A 25,618-nucleotide genomic window follows, 5' to 3' on the forward strand; every position below is an offset into this window, starting at 1 on the left:
TCCTGGAGGGACCACTTCACATGGCCAAGATCATCGCGTTCGACGAGGAGGCGCGGCGCGGCCTCGAGCGCGGCATGAACCAGCTCGCGGACGCCGTGAAGGTGACGCTCGGCCCCAAGGGCCGCAACGTCGTCCTCGAGAAGAAGTGGGGCGCCCCCACGATCACCAACGATGGTGTGTCCATCGCCAAGGAGATCGAGCTCGAGGACCCGTACGAGAAGATCGGCGCCGAGCTGGTCAAGGAAGTCGCCAAGAAGACGGACGACGTCGCCGGTGACGGTACGACCACCGCGACCGTGCTCGCCCAGGCCCTGGTCAAGGAGGGCCTGCGCAACGTAGCCGCCGGCGCCAACCCGATGGCCCTCAAGCGCGGTATCGAGAAGGCCGTCGAGGCCGTCTCCGCCGCCCTGCTCGAGCAGGCGAAGGACGTCGAGACCAAGGAGCAGATCGCCTCCACGGCCTCCATCTCCGCCGCCGACACCCAGATCGGCGAGCTCATCGCCGAGGCCATGGACAAGGTCGGCAAGGAAGGCGTCATCACCGTCGAGGAGTCCCAGACCTTCGGTCTGGAGCTGGAGCTCACCGAGGGTATGCGCTTCGACAAGGGCTACATCTCGGCGTACTTCGCCACCGACATGGAGCGTATGGAGGCCGTCCTCGACGACCCGTACATCCTGATCGCCAACTCCAAGATCTCCTCGGTCAAGGACCTGCTTCCGCTCCTGGAGAAGGTCATGCAGTCGGGCAAGCCGCTGCTGATCATCGCCGAGGACGTCGAGGGCGAGGCCCTGTCGACCCTGGTCGTCAACAAGATCCGTGGCACCTTCAAGTCCGTCGCCGTCAAGGCCCCGGGCTTCGGTGACCGCCGCAAGGCCATGCTCGGCGACATCGCCATCCTCACGGGCGGCGAGGTCATCTCCGAGGAGGTCGGCCTCAAGCTGGAGAACGCCACGCTCGACCTGCTGGGCAAGGCCCGCAAGGTCGTCATCACCAAGGACGAGACCACCATCGTCGACGGTGCCGGCTCCTCGGAGCAGGTCGGCGGCCGGGTCAACCAGATCCGCGCCGAGATCGAGAACAGCGACTCCGACTACGACCGCGAGAAGCTCCAGGAGCGCCTGGCCAAGCTCGCCGGTGGTGTCGCGGTCATCAAGGCCGGTGCCGCCACCGAGGTGGAGCTCAAGGAGCGCAAGCACCGCATCGAGGACGCCGTGCGCAACGCCAAGGCGGCCGTCGAGGAGGGCATCGTCGCCGGTGGTGGCGTGGCCCTGCTCCAGGCTTCCGGTGTCTTCGAGAAGCTGGAGCTGGAGGGTGACGAGGCGACCGGCGCTGCCGCCGTCAAGCTCGCCCTGGAGGCCCCGCTGAAGCAGATCGCCGTCAACGCCGGTCTCGAGGGCGGCGTCGTGGTGGAGAAGGTCCGCAACCTCACCCCGGGTCACGGCCTGAACGCCGCGACCGGTGAGTACGTCGACCTGGTCGCCGAGGGCATCATCGACCCGGCGAAGGTCACGCGTTCCGCGCTGCAGAACGCCGCGTCCATCGCCGCGCTGTTCCTCACCACCGAGGCCGTCATCGCCGACAAGCCGGAGAAGGCCGCCGCGCCCGCCGGTGGCGGTATGCCGGGCGGTGACATGGACTTCTGATCGGCCTCGGGGTCTCGACCCCGGTCCGTCAACGTCCTTGCCGAGGGCGGCACTCCCTGTTCCGACAGGGGGTGCCGCCCTCGGGCGTTTTGGTCGTAGGTCCGGGTCGGTGTCCAGGTGGACACGGAGGCCACGATCTCCTCCAGGGTGGGCGGCGCCGGGCGGGGGACGAGTGGGCCGACGAGGTCGACGGCGGTGAGCACCGCGTCGCCGGGCAGCGCCGAGGCGGCCTCGCGAAGTGCGCGGCCCTCGCCGCTGCACAGAGATCGAGCCAGGACGGGGCCGCGGGCCGGGAGGCCGGCCGGTGCACGTGCCGGCGGGGTGGTCCGGATCACGTGCCGGGGCGGTGGGGCGGGGAATGCGGGCACCCGTGCACGCGGTTGTTTCAGGAGGTGCAACAATGCGTGCGCACATACCCAGCGGTTAAGAGATCCCCGTTCCCCAAGGAGCCCCCGTGACCGTCGTCGAGCCCACCGCCTCCCGGGCGGCCCAGATTCTGTCCCGGCCGACCGTGATCAACGGTCTGACCGTCCCGAACCGCATCGCGATGGCGCCGATGACGCGCATGTTCTCGCCGGGCGGCGTGCCCGGTGCGGACGTGGTGTCGTACTACTCCCGTCGTGCCGCCGCCGGCGTCGGTCTGATCGTGACCGAGGGGACGTACGTCGGTCATGAGTCGGCCGGGCAGAGCGACCGGGTCCCGCGCTTCCACGGCGAGGACCAGCTCGCGGGGTGGGCGAAGGTCGCCGAGGAGGTGCATGCCGCGGGCGGGACCATCGTGCCGCAGCTGTGGCACATCGGCATGGTGCGCGAGCAGGGCCAGCCGCCCTACGCCGACGCCCCCGCCGTCGGCCCCTCCGGTCTGCGCATCGGCGCCACGGAGGCCACCGGCCGGGCCATGACGCAGAGCGACCTGGACGACGTGATCGGCGCCTTCGCCGAGGCCGCGGCCGACGCCGAGCGCATCGGCTTCGACGGCGTGGAGATCCACGGCGCCCACGGCTACCTGGTCGACCAGTTCCTGTGGGCGGGCACCAACCGGCGCACCGACGCCTACGGCGGTGACCCGGTCGCCCGCACGAAGTTCGCGGCGGAGATCGTGGCCGCCGTACGGGAGAAGGTCTCCGCGTCCTTCCCCGTCATCTTCCGCTACTCGCAGTGGAAGCAGGAGGCCTACGACGCCCGCCTCGCCGAGACCCCCGAGGAGCTGGAGGCGGTCCTCGCCCCGCTCGCCGCGGCCGGCGTCGACGCCTTCCACGCCTCCACCCGCCGCTACTGGATCCCGGAGTTCGACGGCTCCGACCTCAACCTGGCCGGCTGGACGAAGAAGCTGACCGGCAAGCCGGTGATCACCGTCGGCTCGGTCGGCCTGGACGGCGACTTCATCCGTGCCTTCATCGGCGAGGGCTCCGCGCTCAAGGGCATCGACGACCTGCTCGACCGCCTGGAGCGCGACGAGTTCGACATGGTGGCCGTCGGCCGCGCCCTGCTCCAGGACCCGGAGTGGGCGGCCAAGGTCCTCGGTGACCGTCTGGACGAGCTGAAGCCGTACGACGCGGCCGCGCTCAAGACGCTGAGCTGACCTGGGCGGACGCCGGGCGGCGACCCGGCCGGACCGTGCGCCTACAGGTTGCCCATCGGCTCGATGTCGACCCGCACCGGCGTCCCCCACACGCGGAGCGCCTCGTAGTCCGTGAACTCGTGCACGAGCCGGTAGGCCATGGCGGGGCGGGGGCCCCGGCGCTGGGCGGCGAGATAGAGCTCCGCCTCGCGGCGGTCGCGGCGCGGGGTGCCGCACAGCTGCCACTCCTGCCCGTTCCACAGCTCCGGCAGCCAGCGCTGCTGGGGCTGCGGGCGGTCGCCCCGGACGCCGTAGCGGGAGGGGGCGGTCTCGGCCGGGCGCGGTGCCGCGGGACCACCGTTGTACTCGGCGCGGCGGGCGGCCCGGCGGCGGGTTTCGCAGAGCAGGCAGAGGTCCTGGGCGTTCTCGTCGACCGGGCCGTTCGGGTGCTCGAGGCAGCGGGTGGTGGGAGCGGCGCCGGTGACGCTCTCGTCCAGCAGCTCCAGGGCGCGCCGGAGATCGGCCCTGACCTCGTGGAGCCTGGCGTCCGGGGTGTCGGCGGTGAGGGCCTCGCCGTGCTCGCCGAGGAGGCGGAGGGCTCGGCCCAGGGCGGTCAGCTGGGCGTGGTTCATGAGTATCAGTCTGCGTAGTCCTTGAGCTTCTCTGTGCTCAGGGTGATGTTCACGGGGGAGGGGATCTCCACGGTGGCTCCCCAAGGGTAGGACGGGGACTGCTGGTAGCGGCCGTCCTTGGGCTCGCTGAAGACGGTGACGGTGTGGTTGTCGCGGTCGATGAGGAGATAGACGGGGATCTCGGCTTCCGCGTAGCCGACGGGCTTGTCGATGCGGTCGCGCTGGTCGGTGTCGCGGTCGTGGGAGGTGATCTCTACGGCCATGAGGGCGCCGTCGGCCGGGGACCACTCGCCGTCGTTCGCGAAGTGGTCCACCGGGGCCAGGAAGCCGTCCGTGCGCGCGCGGCCCTTGCGGTAGGCCTCTGCCTTGACCCCTCGCTCGGGCGCGAGGTCCAGGTCCGGACGCTGCTGCATGCATTGCCGCAGCAGCCACATGAAGATCGACGTGTGCTTGCCGTCCGGCACTGCCTTGACCTCTACTTTTCCGTTGATGTACTCAAGCCGCACCGTTTCGGGAGCCGCTGCGGCCAGCTCCTCGAACTCGTCGACGTCGAGCGGGCCGTGCCGGACGCAGAGCCTTCCGCCGAGGAACTCCAGGCGGTTCCGCAGTTCCCTGGGAGCCCTGTGGACCAGTTCCTCGAATTCCTCGACGGACATCTGCGGGCGGTCAGCGGTATCTGGGGTCATGGCGTCGCCTCCTTCCCTCCATCGTGCCCCGCGGTGGTGGCGTCGGACCGTGGGTGCAGTCATGCGGGTGCCCTCTCGTGTCGTCGTAGGGACATTCCGGCACGGATCTCTGCCGCATAGGCGTGGATTGCGGAGGCGTGCAGGGGTGCGTTGTCGTGGCCGGAGGCGCGTTCACCCCGGCACGCGCCGCAGATGCCGCCCGGCAGGGCCTCCGGGCGGCCGGGTACTCCGCACTTCGCGCACTCCAGGATGCGGCGGGGAGGCGGTGGGGCCGGTGTGGGTTCGGGTGGGAGCTTGTCGGTCAGGCGGCGGCGGAGGAGTGCCGCCGGGTGGTGGACCGGGGTGGGGAGGCCGGCGGTCAGGGCGCGACGCACGTCCGCGTCGGTGGCGCCCCGGGCGTACCAGTCCGTGACCAGCGGGGCGAGCGCCGCGCAGTCGGCCTCCGAGAGGGACAGGGCCGGGGCCTCACGGCCCAGTGCGGCGAGCAGGATGTGCGCGCGGGAGCGGGTCGGGCGGGGGCTGTGGTCCGGGGGCTCCTGCGGTACGTCACCCCGGGTGAACGCTGCCCACCAGTCGTCGTCGCGCGCGGTACGGGTGAACCACGATCGGGTGATCCATCGCGAGCTGCCCTCCCCGGTGATCCGCTCGCGGCCTCGACGCAAGTGGCCTGCCCGCTGGAGGTTGTTGAGGGCGGTACGGAGGGCGCACTGTCCGTACGGCAACTGCTTGGCCAGCGTCTTTACGGAGATGTCGGCGCCGTCGGGGAGGCGGTCGATGTACGCGGCGATGGCGGCTTCGCGGGGTGGGAGGGCGGCGAAGTCGTGGTTCGTGCGGGGGTGTTGGTCGGGGGCGCTGCGCTTTCCGTAGCCCGGGTTGGCCATCGGGTGCGGGGAGGCGTGCGCGGGCAGGGAGGGAGCACTAAGCTTGGCTTCAGCCATGGGATCGAACTTCCTCTTCGATCTCGTAGGTCAAGCCCCCGCAGGTGTTGGTAGCGCCTGGCGGGGGCTGTTCGTTATGCGGGCACGCTAGACGATCGTCACCGTGCGTGGCAAACCGGACGCGTCGCGTCAACTCGCGGGGTGGGAGGGCGGGTTGAGGCCCTCCAACCATTCCTTGAAAAGAGCGCTCGGGGCTGGCCGCTTGAGCTTTGGGGGCGGATCAGTTCCTGACCGCGTCGACGAACGCCGCCCAGGCGGAGGCTCGGAACACGAGCTTCGGGCCGTGCGGGTTCTTGGAGTCGCGGACGGGGACGAGGGCGGGGTGGCCGTCGGCTACTTCGAGGCAGTTGCCGCCATCCCCGCCGCTGTATGTCGACTTGCGCCAGCGGGCGACCTCCAGGCAGTCGCCGCCGCTGCCGCCGCTGTGGCTGGACTTGTACCAGGTGGCGGTGCTCAGGTCGTAGTCAGGCAAGTTCCTCATGGGCGTAATCCTGCGCCAACGCCTCGATCAAGGCTAGAGACTTCTGCGGCGAGAGAGCGGAGGCCGTGAGGAGTTCGAAAGTGAACCTGAGTCGGGCGACGGTGGCCGGGTCGTCTTCCAGCCGCCCGGAGCCGACCCCCTCGAAATAGCCAAGCGGAGGGGCGTCCTCGAAGTCCATCAGTTTCAGGGAGCCCTCCATCGCCGTGTGCTCTCCCGCGCTGAACGGCAGCACCTGCATGATGACCCGGCCCCCTCGGACCAGGTCCGCAACGTGACGCAGGGCTTCCGCCATCACCGCTCGGCCGCCAGTCACTCTGCGCAGCGCCGCCTCGTCAAGCACTGCCCACAACAACGGCTTTGTTGGATCGTCGAGTAGACGGGTCCGCGCCATCCGGGCTTCCACCCGCTCGTGGATGATCTCCTCCGGTGCCGTAGGGCCGTACGCGCGTGTTACAGCCCGTGCGTACGCAGGCGTCTGGAGCAGCCCCGGGACAAGCATGGGCGCGTACTGACGGATCGCCACGGCCCCCGCTTCCGCCTCCGCCGCCTCCGCGAAGTGATCCGGATAGCGGGACTTGGCCGAAGCCCTGCAGTTCCGCTGGAAGAAATCCCCCGTCTCCAGCGCCTCGTCCAACACCCGTGCGTGTTCCGGCTGTATCCGCCGCGTCCCGGCCTCCAGTTGCCCGACGAACGAGCCGCTCGCGAACAGCCGTTGGCCCAGCTGCTCCTGGCTCAGCCCCGCCTTCTCGCGTGCGTGTCGCAGCTCCGCGCCCAGCAGCGCGCGCGGCGATGACGACGGGTCGAGGTCCTTCGGTCCTGGCATGTGCAACTCCCGGTCCACCAGACGTGGTTGTTGGGACGCCCCGTATGGCCAGGTTAGGCACGCAACCGACACGCTGTGTTGCGAATCGCAAACTCAGCGTGGACATGGAGGTAAGTGTGCGGTCGACCGAAGAAGTCGTGGTGTCCCTGAGGGAGGCCCTGGTGGGCGCCGGGGTCGTGCTGCCGTCTCTGTGCGTGGATCCGGTGACCGGCGCCGGTGACGAGCCGTTCCCGCTGGTCGATCTCGGGCGCTGCAATGTCCGTGTCGCCGAGAAGCTCGCCTCCGTGGTGCGTGGGGAGCGGCCGGTCGTCGGCAGTCATGCCGTGGACGCGCGGGACGGTCGTATCGGCGAGGTCAGGGGGCACGTGGGCGGCAGGGTGCAGTTGCGGCCCGTCGGGGGCGGGCGGGAGTGGGACTGTCCCATGGAGGCCCTGGAGGCCGCACCGCGGGCGGAGGTGTTGCGGGCGCAGGTGCAGAGCGTCAACCGGGAGGGTCGGATGCCCTGAACCAGCCGCGGTGCGACCACGTACACGTACCCGTTCCGGTCAGCCCATGCTCTTCTGGCCGTCGAGCGACTCCCGGATGATGTCCGCGTGGCCGGCGTGCTGCGCCGTCTCGGCGATGATGTGCAGCAGCACCCTGCGGGCCGACCACTGGGCGTCGGGCTCGAACCACGGGGCTTTGGGGAGCGGGTGTGAGGCGTTGAGGTCGGGCAGCTTGGCCACCAGCTCGTCGGTGCGGTTGGCCACTTCCTCGTACGCCGCCAGCACGTCTTCCAGCGTCTCGCCGGGCAGCATGCGGAAGTCGTCCGCCCGGCGGGCGTAATCGGCCTCGGTCACCGAGTCGAAGTCGGGCATCGCCGACGTGCCCTGCTCGATGAAGTTCGCCCAGCCCCGTTCCGTCGACGTGACGTGCTTGATCAGGCCGCCGAGGCACAGCTCGCTGGCCGTGGTCCGCTGTCCCGCCTGCTCGTCGGTGAGGTCGCGGGTGGTGAAGCGCAGGAAGTGCCGGTGCTTGGCCAGTGTCTGCAGGAGGTCGGCGCGCTCGTCGGTGACGGTGTTGTTCGTGGTCTCGGTCATGGGACCCACATTAGGAACCCTTTAGGTCAGGTTCTGTCCGCTTGTCGAATTGAGCGGACTTTCGCGTCAGGCGGTCGTACTGGTCCTGGGTGAGCCGTACGGCGGCGGCGCCGATGTTCTCCTCCAGGTGCGCGATGCTGCTCGTGCCCGGGATGGGGACGATCACCGGGGAGTGGGCGAGGAGCCAGGCGAGGACGACCTGCGTCGGGGTGGCGTCCACTTCCTGCGCCACCGCGGCGATTTCGGCCTGCGCCCCCGACTGCCCGGCGGCGACCGGCCGCCACGGCAGGAAGGCGATGCCCGCCGCCTCGCATGCCTTGAGCACGGGTTCGTGCTCGCGGTCGAGGAGGTTGTAGCGGTTCTGGACGCTTGCGATGTCCACGATCTCGCGTGCCTCGGCGAGTTCGGCGGCCGTCACCTCGGACAGGCCGATCCGGCCCACCTTGCCCTCGTCGCGCAGGTCGCGCAGGGCACCGAGCTGTTCGGGGAGCGGGACGCCCGGGTCGAGGCGATGGAGTTGGAGCAGTTCGATGCGGTCCAGGCGCAGGCGGCGCAGGGCCTCGTCGACCTGGGCGCGCAGATCGGCGGGCGCGCCCGCGTGCCGCCAGCCCTCGCCGGAAGTGGTGCTGAGGAAGCCGACCTTCGTGGCGATCACGAGCCCGTCGGCGTACGGGTGGAGGGCTTCGGCAAGGAGGTCCTCGTTCGCTCCCCAGCCGTAGAGATGGGCCGTGTCGATCAGAGTGACACCCAGCTCGACCGCGCGCCGGGCCACCGCGAGACAGCCCGCACGGGCCTCACCCGTCTCCGGCCGCAGATGCATGGCGCCGAATCCGAGCCGCCGAACTTCGAGATCGCCGCCGATGCGGAAGGTGGTCGGTACCGTCGTATGGGCCATGTGCGCACGCTAGCAGGGGAGTTGGGGTCCGGCCGGGGTTTGTCGGGCAGCCGGAGCCGAGGCCCATGCCCTGCCGCCCCGCCACACTCCAGGCCCTGCCCCCCGCCACGGCCCAGGTCCTGCCCCCCGCCACACCCCAGGTCAGGACCCGCCCTCACCCATCGCCGCCCGCAGATGACCGTTCGCCGCGGTCAGCAGTTCGTTCGCCGTGGGGGCGTCCACCTTGGCCAGGAGGATCAGGATCGCCGTCTTCACCTCGCCGCCCGCTTCCGTCAGGGCCCGTTCGATGTCGGTGTCGTCCGCGTCCGTGGCCAGGGCGACGATGCGGCGGGAGCGGGCGCGGAGCTTGTCGTTGGAGGCGCGGACGTCGACCATCAGGTTTCCGTAGGTCTTGCCGAGGCGGATCATCGTGATCGTCGAGAGCATGTTCAGGACGAGCTTCTGGGCGGTCCCGGCCTTCAGGCGGGTCGAGCCGGTCAGCAGTTCCGGGCCGACGACGATCTCCAGGCCGTGCTCGGCGGCAGCCGCGAGGGCGCTGCCAGGGTTGCAGGACAGGCCGATGGTCAACGCGCCCCGCGCGCGGGCGTGTTCGACCGCGCCGATCGCGTACGGGGTGCGCCCGGAGGCGGAGATGCCGACCACCGTGTCGGCGGGGGTGAGCGCGAGGGCGTCGAGGTCGGCGCGGGCCAGGTCCGTGGAGTCCTCGGCGCCCTCGACCGAGGTGACCATCGCGTCCGGGCCGCCCGCGATGAGGCCGACGACCTGGGTGGGGTCGGTGTTGAAGGTGGGCGGGCACTCGGAGGCGTCCAGGACGCCCAGGCGGCCCGCCGTGCCCGCGCCCGCGTAGACGAGCCGGCCGCCCCGTGCCATTCGCTCCGCGATCGCGTCGACGGCCGCTGCGATCCGGGGCAGGCACGCCGCCACGGCGGCCGGTACGGCGGCGTCCTCGCCGTTCATGAGCCGGGCGATCTCCAGGGTGGGGAGCCGGTCGATCTCGGCGAGCTCGGGACGGAACGCCTCGGTGGTCAGGGTGTCCAACTCGGCGCGCAGATCACGGGGATCGGAGGGAGAGGTCATGACGGGGGCGGCTCTTTTCGACTTCGGTGCAGCTGACGTACGTAAGGGGCGCTCAGCGGCGATGCCGGTGTGCCAGGGCCTCGTAGGACGCGGCCAGGGCGGGCGCCGCCTGGTCGTAGGTGCGCTGGGCGACCCCTACGAACAGACAGTCCACCACCAGCAACTGGCTGGTCCGCGACGACATCGCCGCCGGCCGCAGCTCGCTCTCCCGGGCCGTCGAGGTCGTGAGAATGTGATCGGCGTACTGGGTGACCGGCCCGTCCGGGCGGCCGGTGATGGCGACCGTCGTGGCCCCGTGCTCGAACGCCGCCCGCAGCGGCTCGATGACGTCCCCCGTCGACCCGGAGTGCGTGATGGCGATCGCCACGTCACCCGCCCGCAACTGCACCGCGTTCGTCACGGCGAGATGCGGATCGCTGTGGGCGTGGGCTATCAGCCCTATCCGCAGCAGTTTCTGGGCGAGGTCCTGCGCGACCAGGCCGCTCGCGCCGACGCCGTACACATCGATGCGGCGGGCGGTGGCGGCGGCTGAGACGGCCGCCCCCAGCTGGGCGGTGTCGAGTCCGGCGGCGGTGTCCGCGAGGGTCTGCTGCTCGTCGTAGGCGAGCTTGGCCACCACGTCGGCGATGGGGTCGTCCACCGCGATGTCGGTCGTTATGGCGGGCGACCGGCCCGACTGCTGCTGGGCGGCGAGGCCGGCCAGGGCGAGGCGCAGATCGCGGTAGCCGGGGTAGCCGAGGAGGCGGGCGGTGCGGACGACGGTGGCCTCGCTGGTGCCGGTGAGTTCGGCGAGGCCGGTGACCGTGAGGGCCGAGCAGCCAGCCGGATCGCCGGCGACCGCTTCGGCGACGCGCTGCATGGAGCGGGTCATCGACGGGGCGAGCGTGCGCACCTTGGCCGCGAGGGCGGCGGGTGCGGGGGGAGCGCCGGCGCCGAAAGTTTCCTTCACTTCACGGGTCACCTCTGAAAGGTATTTTCATCCCGGTCCCGTGGTCAAGAGTGCGCACAATGGATGCATGGAACCCATCAGTCCGCTGGAGCAGGCGCTGCACACGGCCCGCGCGCTCGTGCTCGCCGATCTGGTCGCGGGCGGGGTCGCCGAGGCGGACGTCGTGTCGCTGGTCGAGGAGTCGGTCGCACAGCGACGCTGGTGGGTGGAGCAGTGGCCGGAAGGCGTGGCGTTCGTGGCCGGGCTCGTCGCCCAGGACGTACAGGACGCGCTGCTGGACCGGCAGGGCCGCTGGCCGCTGTGCCCGGTGTGCGGGGGCGGTGATCCACACGCGCTGGACGTCGAGCCGGAACTCGGCCCCGACCCGTACTGGGTGTGCCACAAGGCGGGGGTGAAGGTCGCGGCCGTCGGCTCCCTGGGACGCGTGACGCCGTGACGATCTACATCGACCCGCCGACCTGGCCCGGACACGGGCGGATGTGGTCGCACCTGGTGAGCGACGCCTCGTACGACGAACTGCACGCCTTCGCCGACCGATTGGGCGTACCGAGACGGGCCTTCGAGCGGGACCACTACGACCTCCCCTCGCACCGGTACGCCGACGCGGTGCGGTCGGGGGCCGTGGAGGTCAGCAGCCGTGAGGTGGTGCGGCTGCTGCAGGGGGCGGGGTTGCGCAGGCCGAAGGGGCGGCGGGCGGCGGGCTAGGGCCCGGGGGGCCTGTGGTGAAGTCCCGTCTGCCGCTCGCCGCCCGGTCCGCCCCACGTCACGCGTTACGCGAACTGCCCCGGCTGGTAGTCGCCCGCCGGCTGCTGGATGATGACGTTCATCCGGTTGAAGGCGTTGATGAGGCCGATCAGGAAGACCAGGGCCGCGAGCTGCTCCTCGTCGTAGTGCTTGGCGGCGTTCTGCCAGACCTCGTCCGGGACCCCGCCGGCGCCGTCGGCGATACGGGTGCCCTCCTCGGTCAGTTCGAGGGCGGCGCGCTCGGCCTCGGTGAAGCAGGTGGCCTCCCGCCAGGCCGCGACCAGGTTGAGGCGCAGCCAGTCCTCGCCTCCGGCGACGGCGTCCTTGCTGTGCATGTCGGTGCAGAAGCCGCAGCCGTTGATCTGACTCGCCCGCAGCGTCACCAGGTGCTGGGTGGTGAGGGGCAACGTTGAATCGTGCACCACCTTGCTGGCCGAGACGATGTGCTTGATGACCTTGCCGGCGGTCGGGATCTCGAAGACGTTCAGACGGGCGCCCATGGCGAACTCCTCTGCCGTTGTCGTGTGTTGCGCAGCCATGTGGGTTGCACAGCTATGACGGAACGGCTCGGCGGGATGTGACACGGGCGGATGTGACGTGGGCCACTCACCTGTCCGGTGTGCGGTGTTCGGTGCGGCGCGTGGCGTACCAAGTGTCGCCGACCGGTCGGGGAGGGTCCGAGAGGTTCCAGCTCCAGGAGAGCGTCGGCGTGATGCGCAGATAGGGACCGGCGCCCACCATGCCGACCCGCTCCACGGGTCCGTCCGCGACGCCGTACACCCGGAGGCCGCGGGCGACGAACGGCTCCATGGAGACGAGGTCGTCCACGACGAAGGCCACCTTGCGGCGGCCGTGCTCGATGTTGCGGAACTTGCGGGTGCGCAGGACCTCGGCACCGGGGCCGCCCACCCAGAAGTGGGTGCCGTCGAACTCCAGGGCCACCGGCACCACATCGGGCTGCTCGTCCGCACAGAGGCTGGCGAACTGGGCGAACGGATTCGAACGCAGGTAGGCGATCTCCTCGTCGCTGAACGACATGGCGGCTCCCTCCGACGGCGCGGCCCGGCTGACCTGCCCGGTGCGGCTCCGCCCAGGTTAGGCCGCCTGCTGCCGCCCCTCGCGGAGGTAGAGCCACAGCGTGCCGTCCTCGTCCCGTCCCTCGCGCAGGGACCGCTCCTCCTCGGCCGTCGCCCGGACGAACCCGGCGCGCTCGGCGACCCTCTGCGAGGGGAGGTTGCCGGCCTCCACGGTGGCGCACAGCAGGCGTACGTCGTCCCTGGCCAGGGCCCACTCCGACAGCGCGCTCAGCGCCTCGCTCGCGTAGCCGCGTCCACGGGCAGCCTCCACCAGGTCGTAACCGACCTCCGCCCGGCCGTCCTCGTCGGGGGAGCCGTGGAAGCCGATGCCGCCGACCGCACGGCCGTCCTCCTCGCGCACCATGACGAACAGGCCGAACTCGGGTTGGTGCACACCCATCTCGTAAGCGCTCAGCATCATCCCGGCGGCTTCCCGCGTCCCCTCGAAGGGCCCGCCGTCGACCCAGGTGAACCCGCCGTCGCCGCCCGCGCTCAGATCGGCGGCGGCTGCGGGTGTGACGCCCTGGAGGGTGAGGCGGCCGGCGGGCAGGACCAGGTTGTTGCGCCAGCGCCACTCGGTGACCGGCGCCCGGCCGGGCAGCTCACCGCGGCCGGTGGCCCACAGCAGGGTGGCCCAGTGGTCGTCGGGCTCGCGCTGTACGTGCGGGAAGATCGTCGTGAGCACGAACTTGGGCAGTTCGGCGGGCGGTTCGTACGTCAGGCCGAGACCCTCGGCGATGTCGTGCGTGTGCAGCAGGACCTCCGCGACCCCCATCGCGGCGAAGCCCTCGCGGTTCGCGCTGCGGAAGGGGTACGGGTGGAAGGCGCGGACCTCGCGGGGGGTGGTGCGGATGGCAGCGGTGAACAGGGCGCCGGTGGTCGCGATGACCTGGAGCAGACCCTCGTTGTCGGTGCCCTCGTCGAGGGTGATCTCGAAGGGGACGTAGTCGTCCTGCGCCCGTCCGGCCAGGTTGGCGGCGTACGCGATGAGGTCCTCGGCGATGTGGAACGCGGTGGCGTGGCAGTCCCAGTCCAGTTGCCCGGCCTTCACGGCTGTCCAGTCCCGGTCCGCGACCGTCCGCAGCAGTGCGACGCAGCTCGCGACGGCCTCTTCCACACGTTCCCCGCTCATGTCTCGCATGCCGTGCAGGTTACGGCGGCGGGCTGGTCACAGCGACAGCATTTCCAGCTCGGAGGAGAGGTTGTAGCGGGCGGTGGCCTCCCACTTCTCCCGGCCGTACGGCGTGCTGAACAGGCTCGGCAGGTCCAGGAGTTGCCGCAGGATCGCCGCGCGGCCCTCACGGAAGGCGTCGTTGGGTACGAAGTGGTACTCCTCGCGCACGGCGGCCGTGTAGGCGGCGTACACGGACGGCGGTGCGGCGAGGATCGCCAGGTCGGCGTCGCACAGGACCTGTCCGTCGCGGTCGTCCGGGGCCGGGGCGTGGGTGGTGGTGAGACGGACGAGCCGGGCCACCTCGGCCGTCCGTTCCGCGGAGACGCCCGCTTCGGGCAGGGCGCGTTCGGCGAGGCGGGCGGAGCGCTCCTCGTTCTCGGAGCGGTCGGGCAGGTACACGGCGTCGTGGAACCAGGCGGCGAGGCGTACGACGTCGGGATCGTCCGCGTGGTCGGCGAGCTCGTCGATGCGGTCCAGGACCGCGGTGAGGTGGGTGAGCGTGTGGTAGTGACGCTGCGGCTCCTGCCAGCGGGCCAGGAGGTTGTCGGCGTACGAGGCGGGGTCGAATCCGGGGTCGGTGTCGGGCTCGGGCGCGGTGGCGGGGTCGGGGGCGGCGGCGGGCTCGGGGGCGGCGGCGGAGGAGCGAGCCGCGCTCAGGGCTCGGACGAACCGGGTGCGCAGGGCGTCGAGGGTGCGGGGATCGGCCATGGCGTCATTGTGGCGCGTGCGTCCGCCGTCCTCCCCCGTGACGGCCGGACACCCCCTAGCGTGGACGCCATGACAACTGCTGACGTGCACGACGTACGGGATCCCGAGCTGCCGGGGCGGCTGCTGGTCGTGGAGCGGGATGCGCTGGTTCCGCTGTTGCGGGGGAGGGCGGACGCCGACTTCGCGCTGCCGACGGTCGCGTGTCCGGGGTGGTCGGTGCGGGATGTGCTGGCGCACTGCTCGGCCGCGTTGCTGCGGGTGGTGGAGAACCGTTTCGAGGAGGGCGTCTTCACGCCCGAGTCCAACGACCGGGACATCGCCGAGCGCGCCGACTGGACCAACGCGCGGATCGTCGACGAACTGGAGCGCGGGATGACCGAGGCGGGGCCGGTGATCGCCGAGGCGGACGGGGCGCTGGACGGCATCGCTCTGGGCGAGTGGGTGCACGCGGGGGACGTACGCGAGGTCCTCGGGGCGCCGGGGGCGTACGCCGGGGCCGGTCTGCCGGACGCGCTCGCGCTGCTCGCCCGGCTCACCCGGGACCGCCGGCACCTCCCGCTCCACGCCGACCTGGACGACGTCGACGAGCCCCTGCGCCTGGGCGACCCGACCGCGCCACGGCCGCCGGCGCGGTACATCGGGGACGCCGCCACGCTCGTACGGCTGTACGGGGGCCGCCGGGCCGACGGGGCCTCCTACGAGCTGGCCGGGGCGCGGGCGGGGGAGCTGAACATCTTCGGGTGACGGTGAACGGTGTGATCGCGCCAACTGCGCGGCCCTCCTCCGCCGCGGCGGCCCGACCCCTTACCCTGTGATTGGACTAGACCTGTAAGTCTGTCGTCGCCGTCGAATGCCGAGGAATGGGGTCCCATGAGCAAGCGTGCAGTCCTGGAGGTGATCGCCCTCGGCGTCGAGGACGCGGTCGCCGCCCAGGCCGGGGGTGCGGACCGGCTCGAACTGGTCACCGACATTGCGGCCGACGGGCTCACCCCGCCGGTCGACACCGTCGCCCGGATCCGGGCCGCCGTCGACATCGACCTGCGCGTGATGCTGCGGCTGGCGGACGGGTTCGCCGCGGGGGACCTCGACCGGCTGGCGGGGGTGGCTCGCGAGATGCGGGAGGCCGGGGCGCAGGAGTTCGTGTTCGGGTTCCTCGAAGCGGACGGCGGGGTGGACCTGCGGGCCGTGGAGCGGGTGGTCGGTGCGCTCGACGGGTGCCGGTGGACCTTCCACCGGGCGCTCGACCGGGCCGCCGACCGGGACGCGCTGCGTAAACAGCTGGACGGGATGCCCGGACTGGACACCTACCTCACCGCGGGCTCGGCGACGGGAGTGGACGACGGACTTCCCACCCTGCTCGCGGAGGCGGCACGGGGCGGGGAACCGGGGTACGAGCAGCAGATCCTGGTGGGCGGAGGGCTGCGCCTCGAGCACGTCCCCCGGCTGCTGACGGCCGGGATCGACGCCTTCCACATCGGCGGCGCGGCCCGCCCGTCCGGCTGGACCGCCCCGGTCTCCACCCCGGCGGTGGCCAAGTGGCGCGCAGCCCTGGACGGCGTACCCCAGGAGACCGCTTAGCCTGCAACACCCTTGGGGGCGCGGGGAACTGCGCGACCCGCCACAGACCACCCGCACCAGGCCTCGGCGAGAACCCCCTTCACCGCCCCGGCAGGACCCCGCACCCCGCCTCGGCGAGACCCCCCCGAACCACCCCGGAAGCAACCGCCCTCGCCTCGCAGAGAAGCCGCCGTCAACCCAACTGCCCCGGCAACGCCCCCACATGCGTGACGATCAACCCCGACACCGCCCGCGTCAGCGCCACGTACAACCGCCGCAACCCCGTCCGCTCATCCGGCTCCCCGGACACCACCGCCCCCGGCTCGTCCAGTACCACGTAGTCGTACTCCAGACCCTTCGCCAGCGACGCCGGCACCAGGGTCAGCCGGTTCTCCCGGGTCGTCTCCTCGCCGGGGGCCAGGCATGTGATCCCCGCCTCCGCCAGAGCCTCCGCCAGAGCCGCAACGCGCGCATCCGCCGCGATCAGACCGATCGACCCCTCGTTGCGCAGCAACTCCTCGCACGCGGCGACCACTTCCGACGTGCCCGGCACCGCACGCACCTCGAAGAACCCCGGGTTCTCACGGATCGACGCCACCGGCGTCAGCCCCGGCGCGATGTGCGGCAGAAGGCGGGACGCGTACGCGATCACGTCCGTCGGCACCCGGAAACCGGCCGTCAGCTCCTCGATCACGCCCTCCGACTTGCCGAGATGAGCCAGCGCCTCGTCCCAACTCCGCGTCGCCCAGGGCGTCGTGCCTTGCGCCAGATCCCCGAGGACCGTCGCCGAACCGGTCGTACAGCGCCGCCCCACCGCCCGGTACTGCATGGGCGAGAGATCCTGCGCCTCGTCGAGGACGACATGCCCCAGTGACGGCGTCCGGGACACGATGTCGGCCGCCTCGTCGATCAGTACCGCGTCCGCCGCCGACCACTTGGCCGACTTCACCGACCGCGCAGGCTTCGCCCACAGGATCGTCTTCTGCTCGTCCTCGCTCAGCAGCCCCTCCGCGTGCGCGGCGAGAAAGTCCGCGTCCGCCAGCAGCCGCAGCACGAGCTTCGACGGCTCCACCGGCGGCCAGATCGCCTTGACGGCCGCCTTCACCGCGCTGTTGCGGGCCACCGCGTCCTGCACCCGGTCGTCCGGCGCCTCACCCGACCGCTCCATCTGCACCAGCACCGCATGCGCGATCCGCTGCGGAAGGGCCTCCCGCGCGGCGCCGTAGCGGATGTCGCGGGCGAGCAGCTCACGGACGATCTCCTCGATCTCGTACGCCGCCACCCGCCAGCGTCGCGATCCGCGCACGACGACGACCGGCTCGGTCGGCATCGCCACCTGCGCGTAGACGGCCCGCCGCAGGACTTCAGCCATCCTCGCGTCGCCCTTGATCACCGCGGCTGCCGCCTCGTCCGTACCGCGCACCTGGACATGCGCGACCAGGTCGTCCACCGTGGCCTGGCGGACCGCCAACTCGCCGAGCGCGGGCAGCACTTGCTCGATGTAGTGCAGGAAGGACCGGTTCGGCCCGATGACGAGCGTGCCGGTCCGGGCGAGCCGCTCGCGGTGGGCGTAGAGCAGATACGCGACCCGGTGCAGGCCGACGGCCGTCTTCCCGGTGCCCGGACCGCCCTGCACACACACCGTGCCGGACAGCCCGGACCGTACGATCTCGTCCTGCTCCGGCTGGATCGTCGCCACGATGTCCCGCATCGGGCCGACGCGCGGACGCTCGATCTCCTGCTGGAGCAGCTTGCTGGTCTTCGCGGTCTCCGCCGGATCGGAGAGGTGCTCGTCCTCGTACGCCGTCAGGTCGCCGCCCGTGTAGCCGAAGCGCCGGCGCAGCGCGATGTCCAACGGGTCGTTCTTGGAGGCCCGGTAGAAGGGCTGTGACACCGGGGCCCGCCAGTCGATCACCATCGGGTCGCCCTCGGCGTCGTGCACATGCCGGCGCCCGATGTAGAAGCGCTCCCCCTGCGCACCCTCCGCCGCCTCGGCGCCGGGGGAGTGCAGATAGTCGAGCCGGCCGAAGAACAGCGGTGTGTCGCTGAGGTCGGCCAGTGCCTTGATGCGCTCGTCGATCTGGCGGGACAGCACTTCGGCGTTGACCCAGTTCGCGGTGACGTCGCTGATGTCGAGGGACTCGACGTCCTCGCGCATGGCACGCAGGGCCGCGCGGGACTCGGCGAGATGGGAGCGCTCTCGGGAGAGCGGGTCGAGGGCGTCGTCGACGGGCGTGGACACGGGGGTGCCTCCGGAGGGACCTACAGGTAGGTGGGTGAGAGAGCCGACCGGTTTCCGTCCGGACGGCGGCACTCCGCGGGGGAGGCGGGCAAGAGCGGAGATTTTAGGTGAACGGGCGAGGCGGGCGCCAACGAATATCGCGTCCCCTGAGCGTGTCCCCTAGGGGACGGCATGGGAGCCCGCCCTCCTCCCCGGGGGGACACCGTCCGTCCAGAGGCGTACGCGGACGGTGCGCGGCTTCGGCCCGCAGGCCGATGCGGTCTTTATGTCCGCGAATCCATCATGGAGACATGAGCGCAGCAACCATTCACCCAGCCCCCGTGGGCCCCCACGGCGCGACCGCGCTCGAGGGGAGCCACCGTCATCGTCTCGGCGAAGCCCTGCGTGCCATCAAGGTGTTCGTGGGCGCCGCCTTCGACGTGATCATCCTCGGTGAGTACGGCGAGGAAGCGGGCGTCCGCCGCAAGTGACCGCCCAGGGACAGCCGTCCCGCCACAGGGACAGCCGTCCCGCCCGGGACAGTCGTCCCCCCGCTACCTCTCCTGCCCCTCCGCGAGGATCTCGTCCGCGTCCACGATCCGGTACGCGTACCCCTGCTCCGCCAGGAACCGCTGGCGATGGGCGGCGAAGTCCTGGTCGATCGTGTCGCGGGCGACGACCGAGTAGAAGTGGGCCTGGTGCCCGTCCGACTTGGGCCGCAGCACCCGGCCGAGCCGCTGGGCCTCCTCCTGGCGGGAGCCGAAGGTGCCCGACACCTGGATGGCGACCGTGGCCTCCGGCAGGTCGATGGAGAAGTTCGCGACCTTGGACACCACCAGGACGCTGATCTCGCCCTCCCGGAACGCGTCGAACAGCTTCTCGCGCTGGGCGTTCGACGTCTCGCCCTTGATCACCGGCGCGTTCAGATGCTCGCCCAGTTCGTCGAGCTGGTCGATGTACTGCCCGATCACCAGGATCTGCTGCCCGGCGAACCGGCGGACCAGCGCCTCGGTCACCTTCCGCTTGGTGTCGGTCGTCGCGCAGAAGCGGTACTTCTCCTCCTGCTCGGCGGTGGCGTACGCGAGCCGCTCGGAGTCGGTGAGGTTGACCCGCACTTCCACGCAGTCGGCCGGCGCGATGTAGCCCTGCGCCTCGATCTCCTTCCACGGCGCGTCGAACCGCTTGGGACCGATCAGCGAGAAGACATCCGACTCGCGCCCGTCCTCCCGCACCAGGGTCGCGGTCAGCCCGAGCCGCCGCCGGGCCTGGAGGTCGGCGGTGAACTTGAAGACCGGCGCCGGCAGCAGATGCACCTCGTCGTAGACGATCAGGCCCCAGTCCCGGGAGTCGAAGAGCTCCAGGTGCGGATAGACACCCTTCCGCTTGGTCGTCAGCACCTGGTACGTGGCGATGGTGACGGGCCGGATCTCCTTCCGCGTCCCGCTGTACTCGCCGATCTCGTCCTCCGTCAGAGATGTCCGCTTCACCAGCTCGTGCTTCCACTGCCGGGCGGAGACGGTGTTCGTGACGAGGATGAGCGTGGTCGACTTCGCCTGCGCCATGGACCCGGCGCCGACCAGGGTCTTCCCGGCGCCGCACGGCAGCACCACGACCCCGCTGCCGCCGTGCCAGAAGTTCTCCACGGCCTGCTTCTGGTACGGCCGCAGCGCCCAGCCGTCCTCGGCCAGCTCGATCGGGTGCGCCTCGCCGTCGACGTACCCGGCGAGGTCCTCGGCCGGCCAGCCCAGCTTCAGCAGCGTCTGTTTGATCTGCCCGCGCTCGGAGGGGTGCACGACCACGGTGTCCGGGTCGATGCGGTTGCCGACGAGCGGCGCGATCCGCTTCGAGCGCAGCACCTCCTCCAGCACCGGACGGTCGGTGGTGGTGAGGACGAGGCCGTGCGCGGGGTGCTTGGAGAGGGTGAGGCGGCCGTACCGGTCCATGGTGTCGGCGATGTCCACGAGCAGCGCGTGCGGCACGGGGTAGCGGCTGTACGTCACCAGCGCGTCCACGACCTGCTCGGCGTCGTGACCGGCGGCGCGCGCGTTCCACAGACCGAGCGGTGTCACCCGGTAGGTGTGGATGTGCTCGGGCGCCCGCTCCAGCTCCGCGAACGCCGCGATCGCCCGACGGCACGCGTCGGCCTGCTCGTGGTCGACCTCCAGGAGCAGAGTCTTGTCCGACTGGACGATCAGTGGTCCGTTCACGCGTGGCTGCCTTTCCGGATGCTCGGCGGGGCCAAACGTCCAGTGTGCCTCATGCGAGGGTGATCACATCAGGCTCGTGCGAGGGGCCGCCGCCGGTTCGGTCCGTGTTAGCTTCGCCGTGCATTGATCATCCGGACTGATCCAATCCGGACTGATCCCATCCGTACACGATGCAATCCGTACTGATCCATGGGGGAAACATGCGGAACCGTATGCGCAAGACCGCCCGGGCCGGGCTGGTGGCCGGCGTCGCGTTGGCCGTGACGGCCGGACTCGGCGGCAGCGCGAGTGCCGGGACGATCGCGACGATCAAGGTCTCGGGTGGCACGGGCAAGTTCCTCGACTACGGCGACCGGGTCGAGTGCCACGACACCAAGGCGGACGGCTACGGCGTCCGCACCTACGCCTTCTCGATGAAGAACGGCGAGGAATGGATGGTGACGGCCTCCTGCTGGGGCGGCAAGGACGACCTGGTCCAGGAAGGCACGGACTTCGTCGAGGGCGCCAAGGTGAAGGTGAAGCTCTGCTACATCAAGCGTGGCGTCGGTGACGTCCGCTGCACCGGATACAAGTACGCGACCGCCTGACCGGTCGCGTGCCGGGGCTCGGCGGGGGACCTCTCGTCCCGGAGTCCTACAGGATGTCTTTTCATCCTTGTGAGTGGCGTGGTTTCACCTGGACGGCGGCAGCTGCGAAGAATGCCGACCGTGCCGTCCCTCACTCGTGATCCTTCCCCGCCGAGCACCACCCTCGGATATGCCCTGTTCGCCACCCGCTGGCTCCAGGCCCCGCTCTACTTCGGCCTCGTGGCCGCCCAGGGGGTGTACGTCTACAAGTTCTTCAACGAGCTGTGGGCGTTAATCCTCCGGTGCGTGACCGGGCGGGCGACCGAGACGTACGTCATGCTCGCCGTGCTCAAACTGGTCGACGTCGTCATGATCGCCAACCTGCTGATCATGGTGATCGTGGGCGGCTACGAGACGTTCGTCTCCCGCATCGGCCTCCAGGGCCACCGCGACCAGCCGGAGTGGCTCTCGCATGTGAACTCCAACGTGCTGAAGGTCAAGCTCGCCACCGCCATCGTGGGCATCTCCTCCGTCCATCTGCTCCAGATGTTCGTGGACGTCCACCACACGTCCCGCCACTCCCTGCTGTGGGGCACGGTGATCCACATGGCGTTCATCGCCTCGGCGGCGATTCTCGCGTACATGTCGGGGCCGATGGCCGTGCAGGCCGAGCGGGGTCATGCGCAGACACCCCACGGGCAGCACGGGCAGCACGGACAGCACGGACAGCACGGGCAGGACGGGTACAGCGAGCCCGTCGGCGCGCAGGGCACCGAGCACGTCTTCGTCCCCGCCCAGGCCCGCGCACGCGACGACGAGCCCAGCACCGAGCAGCGGCTGCGTGCCGCCGGCTTTCCCGCCCGCAAGCTGCTGGAGGACTTCGACGCCGACCACCCCCACTCCTTCGACCAGGCGGCCGTGGCCCGGCTCGGCAAGCTGGACTTCGTCGCCGCCCGCCGCAACGCGGTCTTCGTCGGTCCGCCCGGCACCGGCAAGACGCATCTGGCCGTCGGGCTCGGCGTGCGCGCCTGCCAGGCGGGTCACTCGGTGCTGTTCGCGACCGCCGCGCAGTGGGCCGAGCGGCTGGCCGCGGCCCGGGACGCCGACCGGCTCGCCGAGGAACTCCAGGCGCTCGACGCCCATCCCCTGCTGATCGTCGACGAGGTCGGCTACACGCCTTTCGACGCGGAGGACGCCGCGCTCTTCTTCCAGTTGGTCGCGCACCGCTACGAGCGGGCCTCACTGATCGTGACCAGCGACCGTCCCCTCGGCCGGTGGGACGAGATCTTCGGCGGCTCCTCGGCTCTGGCGATGGTGGACCGGCTGGCCCACCATGCCGAGGTCGTCCGGATCGACGGGGACAGCTACCGGATGCGCCGCGCTACTTCAGCGTGGGCAGAGCGAGGTTGTTGACCAGCGGTCCTTCGATGCTGACGCCCTCGGTGACCAGCGACTCGGCCGCGGGTGCCGGGAGGGGCAGCGGCAGGGCCGGGGCGGCGATCGCCGGGGCCACGGACGCGAGTACGCCGGCGACCAGGGCCGCGGCGACGGTGGTGAGGCGGGCGGCGGTGGGGCACATGGGTACGGGTGAGCCTTTCTGGTGCCGGAGCGGTGACGAGCGGTGAACCGGTCGGGCCGGACCCCTGGAACACGGGTCCGGCCCGACGGGTGCGCATGTGGGTCAGATCGGGATCTCGACCACCGCTCCGGCGACGTCGACGGCGACCGCCGCGGCCTGGGTGGCGAAGGCGCCGATCATGGTGGCCGTGGCAGCCAGCACCGTGGCGATGCGACGAGCTGTGCGCATGGGACAACAACCTCTCTGTTGCGCTCGCTTGAGCGAGATCAGGACATCGGGTGGCTGCCCTGAGCCGCGCGGCGGAATGCGGAACGGGTCGCAAGGTCCCTCAACAGTTGGAAGAGCCCGGCGTGGCGTGCATGAAGTGCCGTGTACACCCGAACGAGTGGCCCGCCCCCTCGGGGCCCGGCCCGCCGTCAGATCTGGTCGTCCGCCAGCTCCGCGACGCCGGTGATCCGATGCAAGGGGTACGTGCGCACCTCGTCCGCGGTGTGGTCGTACGCCGTCACGAACCCGCCCTCGACCCGCACCGGCGCGATGACCCGCTGACTCGCGGAGCCCTCGGCGTTGACGTACCCGATCCACAGCGAGGCACCGGTCAGGACGGCGGCCTGCATGGTGGCGAGGGTCTCGGCGGAGGTGGTGCGCGGCAGCTCGCCGCCGGTCACCGGGGCCGAGGCCGCGGTCGGCCGGCGCGGTGCGGTGGAGGCGAGGTCGCCCGCCCGGATGGCGCGGATCGCGGCCGTCAGCAGCGTGGCGTCCGGCGTCGGGGGACCCTCCGGGACGGGCTCGGGCGCCGTGCGCGGCGGGGTGCGGTGGGCGTCGGCGCGGGTGATCAGCACATCGCCCTCGGCCGACTCGGCGGCCGGCGCGAAACCCATCGCGCGCAGCCCGTCCAGCAGCGCGGCCGGGTCCGCCTGGGCAGCGAGCACGGTCGGCGCGAGCCGGCGCAGCCGCAGACCGGCGGCCCGCTTGTCGGCGAGGATCTCGTTCAGCATCGCGTCGTCGTCGCAGCGCACGTACGCCGAGGCGGCGCCCACCCGCAGATGGCCGTGCTTACGGGCCACGTCGTCGATCAGATACGCCAGCGGCTGCGGCACCGGCGTCCGCGCGTGCTCGGCGAGGAAGGCGTGCAGGTCCGAGGCGCTGCGCCCGGCGTCGAGCGCGCGCCGCACCGAGCCCGGCGTGAACCGGTACACCGTCGCCCCGCCTTTCGACTCGACGTCGGCGAGCACCCCCAGCATGTCGGCGAGGGGACGCCGCAGCGGCCCCGGCGCCACGGCGGTGAGGTCGGCCTGGAGCAGCACATGGTCGAGCGGCTCGGGGAGCAGCGGGGCGAGCAGCCGGGCGGCGGCAGCGCAGGCCACGGACTGCTCGGCGGGGGCGAGGGGTTCGGGGGGAGTGGTGGGGCGGTGATGTACGGGGAGTTTGTCCCCGGGCCCGACCGGCTCCTCGGGAGCGGATTGCGGCGGTGCGATTCCCAGCAGGGCCCGCCCGTGTGCCGACAGCGCCCCGCGGCCCGTCACACCGAGCAGCTCCGCCTCGTTCAGCGTCCAGCGGGCGAGCCTGCTGCGCAGGTCGTCGTCCTGCTGCTGGGGGCCGCGCAGCGGGCGCTCCCAGCGCAGCCGGGCCAGCACCGAGTCGGCCGACGGGGAGGTGCCCTCCGGCAGCCCGGCGAGCAGGGTCAGCACCCGGTGGCGTACCTCCGGGGCGGCGGAGCGGTCCAGGCCGGGGCCGAGGGCCGACAGCGTCCGGTCCTTCGCGTCCCGGCCCCCGATCAGCCCCGCCGTGCGCGTCGCCGTCAGCCAGGTCTGCGCGAGCCGGGCCCAGCGCTGGGCCGGGGGCTGGTCGAGCCACTCGTCGTAGGCCGGGGTCGCCGCGTACCGCTCGTCGGCCTCGCCGTCCGAGGCCAGCAGGCCGGCGGCGTAGGCGAGCTCGACCCAGAAGGCGGCCAGCGGCTCGGGGACGTCCAGTGCGACGGCGGTGCGCTTGAGGTCGCGCACGCTCAGACCGCCCGCCCGCAGCACGGCCGGGCCGCCCTCGTCCCAGTCCTTGAGCAGCTCCTCGACGGTCGCCAGCGCCGTGTACGCCTGCCCGGCCGCCGTCGCGTCCACAACCTGTGGACGGTGCGTGGCGGACGGCTCGACGGGGGGCGGCAGCGGCTCGGTCGCGCGGTGCGCGCGGCCGGCGCGCAGATGCAGGGCCACCTCACGCGGCAGGACGACGGTGCCGGGTGCCGTCGGCAGCAGCAGGCCGCGGTCCAGGAGCCAGCGCAGCCGGGGTGCGGGATCGGCGGTGACCTGGCCGTAAGGCGGCCCCCACACCAGCCGGGACAGCACCTCCCGGGACTCCTCCGGGGCGTCGGCGAGCAGCGTCTTCATACGCTTCCGGTCGCTGAACAGGGCGGTGAGCGAAGACACGGCGGACACCGCGTCGTGCGTCGAGGGCAGCCCGGCGGTACGGACGATCTCCTGGATACGGCCCGGCGACATGCCCGCGGTGGCCTCCTGCACGGTCGGGCCCAGACCGGTCGGCGACGGATGCTGCGGGGCGGGCGCGAGCAGTTCCCGCGCCGTGCGCACCAGCCGCAGCCGGTCGTCGCCGCCCCACACCAGGGCCTGGTCCCGCAGGGTCCCCAGGGCGTGCGGGAGCGCGCCGGAGACCGCCGGGTCGCCCTCGTCGCCGGTCATCAGGCCGAGCAGCTCGTCGTACGTCGCCGGGTCCGCCGCCACCGCCAGTGCCTCCGCGGTCTGGAGCGCGAACCGGTCCAGCCGCTCCAGGGCGCGCACCACGGACGCCCGGGTGCCGGCGCGGGTGGCCAGCTGGGTGAGGTCGGTGGGGACGGGCGTGATGAGGTCGGGACGGCTGCGCAGGAGCACGGCCAGGGAGACGTCGTCCCGGGCGCGGAGCGCTTCCGCGAGGGAACGGGGCGGTGCAGCCGGGTCGCTCATCCGACTCACGTTACCGGGTGGCGGGTCGGGGCACCGGCGTGTGCGGGGCGGCTCCCGGGCGAACGGAACGT

At 71.5% G+C, this 25,618-nt stretch carries 28 protein-coding genes; 10 read left to right on the top strand and 18 right to left on the bottom strand.

Annotation, left to right across the window (positions count from 1 at the left end):
* The first annotated feature begins 20 nt into the window (after positions 1-20).
* Together groL and ACHBTE_RS19065 are read left to right on the top strand one after the other, a co-directional pair.
* Positions 21-1,643: a chaperonin GroEL gene (groL, locus tag ACHBTE_RS19060; protein WP_394725125.1), complete on the top strand. Its 1,623-nt coding sequence runs from the start codon at positions 21-23 to the stop codon at positions 1,641-1,643.
* A 454-nt stretch (positions 1,644-2,097) separates the two neighbouring features.
* Positions 2,098-3,225, top strand: coding sequence for an NADH:flavin oxidoreductase (locus ACHBTE_RS19065; protein ID WP_394725126.1), 1,128 nt, complete (start codon positions 2,098-2,100; stop codon positions 3,223-3,225).
* Between the two features lie 41 nt (positions 3,226-3,266).
* Here ACHBTE_RS19065 and ACHBTE_RS19070 read toward each other — a convergent pair whose 3' ends face one another.
* The 5 genes from ACHBTE_RS19070 to ACHBTE_RS19090 all read right to left on the bottom strand — a co-directional run bounded on the left by ACHBTE_RS19070 (position 3,267) and on the right by ACHBTE_RS19090 (position 6,764).
* Positions 3,267-3,836 carry a hypothetical protein gene (locus ACHBTE_RS19070; protein WP_394725127.1) on the bottom strand — a complete coding sequence of 190 codons (570 nt, stop codon included), beginning with the start codon at positions 3,834-3,836 and terminating at the stop codon, positions 3,267-3,269.
* A gap of 5 nt (positions 3,837-3,841) precedes the next feature.
* A complete protein-coding gene (locus ACHBTE_RS19075; protein WP_394725128.1) occupies positions 3,842-4,522 on the bottom strand; it encodes a Uma2 family endonuclease in 681 nt (226 codons plus the stop codon).
* Positions 4,523-4,581: 59 nt separating this feature from the next.
* On the bottom strand, positions 4,582-5,460 hold the full coding sequence (locus ACHBTE_RS19080; protein WP_394725129.1) for a hypothetical protein: 879 nt from the start codon (positions 5,458-5,460) through the stop codon (positions 4,582-4,584).
* Positions 5,461-5,680: 220 nt separating this feature from the next.
* Entirely contained in the window at positions 5,681-5,941 is a 261-nt protein-coding gene (locus ACHBTE_RS19085) for a DUF397 domain-containing protein (protein ID WP_394725130.1), read from the bottom strand.
* Positions 5,925-6,764, bottom strand: a complete 840-nt coding sequence (locus ACHBTE_RS19090) for a Scr1 family TA system antitoxin-like transcriptional regulator (RefSeq protein WP_394725131.1) — start codon at positions 6,762-6,764, stop codon at positions 5,925-5,927. Before ACHBTE_RS19090 ends, ACHBTE_RS19085 begins: the two co-directional genes overlap by 17 nt.
* Before the next feature lie 116 nt (positions 6,765-6,880).
* Here ACHBTE_RS19090 and ACHBTE_RS19095 point away from each other — a divergent pair, with 116 nt between their 5' ends.
* A complete protein-coding gene (locus ACHBTE_RS19095; protein WP_394725132.1) occupies positions 6,881-7,270 on the top strand; it encodes a hypothetical protein in 390 nt (129 codons plus the stop codon).
* Between the two features lie 39 nt (positions 7,271-7,309).
* On the opposite strand, the gene ACHBTE_RS19100 is transcribed toward ACHBTE_RS19095, so the two are convergent.
* The 4 genes from ACHBTE_RS19100 to ACHBTE_RS19115 all read right to left on the bottom strand — a co-directional run bounded on the left by ACHBTE_RS19100 (position 7,310) and on the right by ACHBTE_RS19115 (position 10,776).
* Entirely contained in the window at positions 7,310-7,843 is a 534-nt protein-coding gene (locus ACHBTE_RS19100; protein ID WP_394725133.1) for a DinB family protein, read from the bottom strand.
* A 10-nt stretch (positions 7,844-7,853) separates the two neighbouring features.
* The gene (locus ACHBTE_RS19105) at positions 7,854-8,738 is read right to left on the bottom strand and encodes an aldo/keto reductase (protein ID WP_394725134.1); all 885 of its coding nucleotides are present in this window, start codon (positions 8,736-8,738) and stop codon (positions 7,854-7,856) included.
* Positions 8,739-8,879: 141 nt separating this feature from the next.
* A complete protein-coding gene (gene murQ / locus ACHBTE_RS19110; RefSeq protein WP_394725135.1) occupies positions 8,880-9,815 on the bottom strand; it encodes an N-acetylmuramic acid 6-phosphate etherase in 936 nt (311 codons plus the stop codon).
* A 52-nt stretch (positions 9,816-9,867) separates the two neighbouring features.
* Positions 9,868-10,776, bottom strand: a complete 909-nt coding sequence (locus ACHBTE_RS19115; RefSeq protein ID WP_394725136.1) for a MurR/RpiR family transcriptional regulator — start codon at positions 10,774-10,776, stop codon at positions 9,868-9,870.
* A gap of 55 nt (positions 10,777-10,831) precedes the next feature.
* Between ACHBTE_RS19115 and ACHBTE_RS19120 the strand changes: the two genes are divergently transcribed.
* Positions 10,832-11,200: a hypothetical protein gene (locus tag ACHBTE_RS19120; RefSeq protein WP_394725137.1), complete on the top strand. Its 369-nt coding sequence runs from the start codon at positions 10,832-10,834 to the stop codon at positions 11,198-11,200.
* A complete protein-coding gene (locus ACHBTE_RS19125) occupies positions 11,197-11,469 on the top strand; it encodes a DUF4031 domain-containing protein (protein WP_394725138.1) in 273 nt (90 codons plus the stop codon). The genes ACHBTE_RS19120 and ACHBTE_RS19125 overlap by 4 nt, the downstream gene beginning before the upstream one ends.
* A 65-nt stretch (positions 11,470-11,534) precedes the next feature.
* Here the strand turns inward: ACHBTE_RS19125 and ACHBTE_RS19130 are convergent, their stop codons facing one another.
* From ACHBTE_RS19130 to ACHBTE_RS19145, 4 genes are all read right to left on the bottom strand, one after another.
* Positions 11,535-12,008 carry a carboxymuconolactone decarboxylase family protein gene (locus tag ACHBTE_RS19130; protein ID WP_394725139.1) on the bottom strand — a complete coding sequence of 158 codons (474 nt, stop codon included), beginning with the start codon at positions 12,006-12,008 and terminating at the stop codon, positions 11,535-11,537.
* A 106-nt stretch (positions 12,009-12,114) separates the two neighbouring features.
* Positions 12,115-12,546 (bottom strand): PPOX class F420-dependent oxidoreductase, encoded by a 432-nt coding sequence (locus ACHBTE_RS19135; protein WP_394725140.1) that lies wholly within the window; start codon positions 12,544-12,546, stop codon positions 12,115-12,117.
* Positions 12,547-12,603: 57 nt separating this feature from the next.
* Positions 12,604-13,725 carry a GNAT family N-acetyltransferase gene (locus ACHBTE_RS19140; protein ID WP_394725141.1) on the bottom strand — a complete coding sequence of 374 codons (1,122 nt, stop codon included), beginning with the start codon at positions 13,723-13,725 and terminating at the stop codon, positions 12,604-12,606.
* Positions 13,726-13,752: 27 nt separating this feature from the next.
* The gene (locus ACHBTE_RS19145) at positions 13,753-14,466 is read right to left on the bottom strand and encodes an HD domain-containing protein (protein ID WP_394725142.1); all 714 of its coding nucleotides are present in this window, start codon (positions 14,464-14,466) and stop codon (positions 13,753-13,755) included.
* Between the two features lie 69 nt (positions 14,467-14,535).
* On the opposite strand from ACHBTE_RS19145, the gene ACHBTE_RS19150 reads away from it, so the two are divergent.
* A complete protein-coding gene (locus tag ACHBTE_RS19150) occupies positions 14,536-15,210 on the top strand; it encodes a maleylpyruvate isomerase family mycothiol-dependent enzyme (RefSeq protein WP_394725143.1) in 675 nt (224 codons plus the stop codon).
* Positions 15,211-15,336: 126 nt separating this feature from the next.
* Positions 15,337-16,044: a copper homeostasis protein CutC gene (locus ACHBTE_RS19155; protein WP_394725144.1), complete on the top strand. Its 708-nt coding sequence runs from the start codon at positions 15,337-15,339 to the stop codon at positions 16,042-16,044.
* A 172-nt stretch (positions 16,045-16,216) separates the two neighbouring features.
* Here ACHBTE_RS19155 and ACHBTE_RS19160 read toward each other — a convergent pair whose 3' ends face one another.
* Entirely contained in the window at positions 16,217-18,265 is a 2,049-nt protein-coding gene (locus tag ACHBTE_RS19160) for a HelD family protein (protein ID WP_394725145.1), read from the bottom strand.
* A 290-nt stretch (positions 18,266-18,555) separates the two neighbouring features.
* Here ACHBTE_RS19160 and ACHBTE_RS19165 point away from each other — a divergent pair, with 290 nt between their 5' ends.
* Positions 18,556-18,735 (top strand): hypothetical protein, encoded by a 180-nt coding sequence (locus ACHBTE_RS19165; protein ID WP_394725146.1) that lies wholly within the window; start codon positions 18,556-18,558, stop codon positions 18,733-18,735.
* 63 nt (positions 18,736-18,798) lie between these two features.
* Here the strand turns inward: ACHBTE_RS19165 and ACHBTE_RS19170 are convergent, their stop codons facing one another.
* Positions 18,799-20,451, bottom strand: a complete 1,653-nt coding sequence (locus ACHBTE_RS19170) for a DNA repair helicase XPB (protein ID WP_394725147.1) — start codon at positions 20,449-20,451, stop codon at positions 18,799-18,801.
* A gap of 200 nt (positions 20,452-20,651) precedes the next feature.
* On the opposite strand from ACHBTE_RS19170, the gene ACHBTE_RS19175 reads away from it, so the two are divergent.
* Both ACHBTE_RS19175 and istB read left to right on the top strand, forming a co-directional pair.
* Positions 20,652-21,038 (top strand): hypothetical protein, encoded by a 387-nt coding sequence (locus ACHBTE_RS19175; RefSeq protein ID WP_394725148.1) that lies wholly within the window; start codon positions 20,652-20,654, stop codon positions 21,036-21,038.
* Positions 21,039-21,149: 111 nt separating this feature from the next.
* Positions 21,150-22,430: an IS21-like element helper ATPase IstB gene (istB, locus tag ACHBTE_RS19180; protein ID WP_394725149.1), complete on the top strand. Its 1,281-nt coding sequence runs from the start codon at positions 21,150-21,152 to the stop codon at positions 22,428-22,430.
* Here the strand turns inward: istB and ACHBTE_RS19185 are convergent.
* The 3 genes from ACHBTE_RS19185 to ACHBTE_RS19195 form a co-directional block, all read right to left on the bottom strand.
* Positions 22,399-22,596 (bottom strand): hypothetical protein, encoded by a 198-nt coding sequence (locus ACHBTE_RS19185; RefSeq protein ID WP_394725150.1) that lies wholly within the window; start codon positions 22,594-22,596, stop codon positions 22,399-22,401. The two genes, istB and ACHBTE_RS19185, sit on opposite strands and share 32 nt — an antisense overlap.
* Before the next feature lie 102 nt (positions 22,597-22,698).
* Positions 22,699-22,824, bottom strand: coding sequence for a hypothetical protein (locus ACHBTE_RS19190; RefSeq protein WP_394725151.1), 126 nt, complete (start codon positions 22,822-22,824; stop codon positions 22,699-22,701).
* Positions 22,825-23,012: 188 nt separating this feature from the next.
* Positions 23,013-25,547, bottom strand: coding sequence for a helicase-associated domain-containing protein (locus ACHBTE_RS19195; RefSeq protein WP_394725152.1), 2,535 nt, complete (start codon positions 25,545-25,547; stop codon positions 23,013-23,015).
* Positions 25,548-25,618: the final 71 nt, after the last annotated feature.

The sequence above is a fragment of the Streptomyces sp. M41 genome (assembly GCF_043673425.1).
Taxonomy (GTDB): Bacteria; Actinomycetota; Actinomycetes; order Streptomycetales; family Streptomycetaceae; genus Streptomyces.